At 70.2% G+C, this 2500-nt stretch carries 2 protein-coding genes; both read right to left on the bottom strand.

Features of this window, described 5'->3' with window-relative positions; all coding sequences use genetic code 11:
• Positions 1-65: 65 nt before the first annotated feature.
• Complete coding sequence (gene istB, locus AB0B61_RS57395) at positions 66-845, bottom strand: IS21-like element helper ATPase IstB (protein ID WP_358450833.1); 780 nt, start codon at positions 843-845, stop codon at positions 66-68.
• Entirely contained in the window at positions 842-2320 is a 1479-nt protein-coding gene (gene istA, locus AB0B61_RS57400; protein WP_358450836.1) for an IS21 family transposase, read from the bottom strand. The genes istB and istA overlap by 4 nt, the downstream gene beginning before the upstream one ends.
• Positions 2321-2500: the final 180 nt, after the last annotated feature.

Below are 2500 nucleotides of genomic sequence, written 5' to 3' on the forward strand. Positions count from 1 at the left end.
TGTCAACGGCCAAGTGGGTGTCGCCGCTGGTGGCCATGTAGAAGTCCCCACCTCTTCGTAGTTGACTACTTCTTGATCAAGCGTGCTGGTGTCCTGGTTCGTGCCTGTTTCATGCGAAAGGACTCGCCCTCGGTGACCACGACGATGCTGTGGTGCAGGAGCCGGTCCAGCAGGCTGACGGCGGTGGTGTGTTCGGGCAGGAAGCGTCCCCACTGGTCGAAGGGCCAGTGCGAGCCGATGCCGAGCGCGCGACGTTCGTAGGCGGCGGCCACGAACCGGAACAGCAACTGGGCGCCGGTGTCGTCGAGCGGGGCGAAGCCGACCTCGTCGATGATGACCAGGTCGGCGCGCAGCAGGCTCTCGATCACCCGGCCGACGGAGTTGTCGGCCAGCCCTCGATAGAGGGTTTCGACCAGCTCGGCAGCGGTGAAGTACCGAACCTTGTGCCCGGCCTGGACGGCGGCGATGCCCAAGGCGATGAGGCTGTGGGACTTGCCGGTGCCGGCCGGCCCGACCGCGCAGTAGTTCTCCGCCGCGGCGACCCACTCCAGCGAGGCGAGATAGTCGAACGTCGCCTTCGGGATGGAGGAGGCCGCGACGTCGAACTCCTCGATGGTCTTGAGCACGGGGAAGGCAGCGGTCTTCATCCGGGCGCGGGCGTTGGAGGCATCACGCGCCGCCAGTTCGGCGTCGATGAGCGTGCGCAGGAACTCCTCGGGGTTCCAGCGCTGGGTGCGGGCGGTGATCAGCAGCTCGGGCGCCAGCCGGCGGATTGTGGACAGCTTCAGGCGGCGTAGCCCGCCGTCGAGGTCGGCGGCCAGCGGCGCGGGCGTGGGCGCGGTCATGACACTTGTCCGATCTTGTCCAGGGTGTACTCGGTCAGCGACCGGGTCGGAACCGGCGGTAGCTCCAGGACCAGCGCCTGGCCGGCGGGTGCCGGTTGCGGGGTTCCGGCGCCGGCGGCCAGGATCGAGCGCACGTCCTCAGCCCGCCAGCGGCGGAAGCTCACCGCCCGTTCCAACGCTGCGATGAGCGCCTGCTCGCCGTGCGCGGCCTGCAGCGCGGCCAGCTCGGCCAGATCGCCGGCCAGCCGGGTGTTGCCCGAGGCGGCCGAGCCGGTCAGGAACGACTCGGCGGCCGGGCCGAGCGCCAGGAACGCCTTCTCCGCCGCGGTCCGGGGCCGGGCGGCGCGGCGTGGTGCAGGTCGGGGGCCGCCGTAGTGCTCATCGGCCACCGACGCCTCGCCGGGCGCGACCGCCAGGTGGTCGGCGACGATCTCGCCGGTGGCCAGGTCGCAGATGAGCAGCCTGCCGCCTTCCTCGGCCACCGCCACCTGGGTGCCGATCAGCCGGGTCGGGACCGAGTAGCGGGCCGAGCCGAACCGCACGCACGACAGCCGGTCGACCTTGCGGGTGACCGGCGCCTTGCCGATCGCCGGCCGCAGCGACGGCAACACGGTCAGCAGCTCCCGCTCGCTGGCCAGCCGCTCGGCGGGGATGGCGCAGATCTCTGAATGCGTCACCGTGTTGACCTCGGCGCACCATTGGCGGGCGGCCACGTTGGCCACGGTCAGGTCGTCGAAGGGCGCCTGCGGCACGACCAGATCACGTTTGGCATAGCCGACCAGGTTCTCCACGATGCCCTTCGATTCCGGGTCGGCGGCCTCGCACCAGTCCGGCCGGAAGCCGTAGTGGGTGGCGAAGCGCACGTAGTCGCTGGTGGGGATGACCTTGTTGGCGACCACGCCGCCCTTCAAGCAGCCCATCCGGTCGGCCAGCACCACCTTGGGCACCCCGCCGAGTTCCTCGAAGCATTCGGCCAGCAACGCCAGCGTGGTCGCGGCCCGCTCGTTGTCGGCGAAGCGCACGAAGCGGACCCTTGACCAGGCCAGCACCGCGCAGAACACGTGCAGCCCGCCGCCCGCGTCGCCCCAGTCGATGACCAGCATCTCGCCCGGCGTCCAGACCGCCGGCCGCCGGCCGCGATGATGACCGCGCCGCCACGTCTTCTTCGCCTCGGCGACCAGTCGCCGGAAGTTGCGCGCCGACCCGGCGTAGCCGGCGGCCTGGGCCAGCGGCAGCAGCCGCTTGGCCGAGATCCTCCCGGCCGTGCTCTGGACCTTCTCGGCCACCAGATCGGCGACCGCGTCGAAGTTGTGCTCCCGCCGTCTGCGGCCCGGCGGCTTGTCCCCGGCCAGCGCCCGCTCGATGATGCGTCTGACGGTCTTGTGCGTGGTGCCGCACATCTCAGCGGCTCCGCGATAGGTGCCTACCTCGCGGTAGGCGGCGATGATGTCCATGACTTCCCCCGAAGACTTCATGGCCGGGCAGACCCCCTGAGCGGTGATCTCGTGGCTGGCTGACACCGTCACGATCACCGCTCAGGGCACACCCCTCCTCACGACACGCGAACAGCGCGGAGAAGAAGCGGGGACCTAAACCGGCCATCAGTGGTGACCTCGAACTGGCCACCTGTGGGGACTTTTACATGGCCACGGACA

It is taken from the genome of Nonomuraea sp. NPDC049158 (genome assembly GCF_040648335.1).
In the GTDB taxonomy this organism is placed as follows: Bacteria; Actinomycetota; Actinomycetes; order Streptosporangiales; family Streptosporangiaceae; genus Nonomuraea.

Excerpts from the sequence above, each read along its gene's own strand:
- istB (WP_358450833.1), bottom strand. The coding sequence starts at position 845 with ATGACCGCGCCCACGCCCGCGCCGCTGGCCGCCGACCTCGACGGCGGG.
- istA (WP_358450836.1), bottom strand. The coding sequence starts at position 2,320 with ATGAAGTCTTCGGGGGAAGTCATGGACATCATCGCCGCCTACCGCGAG.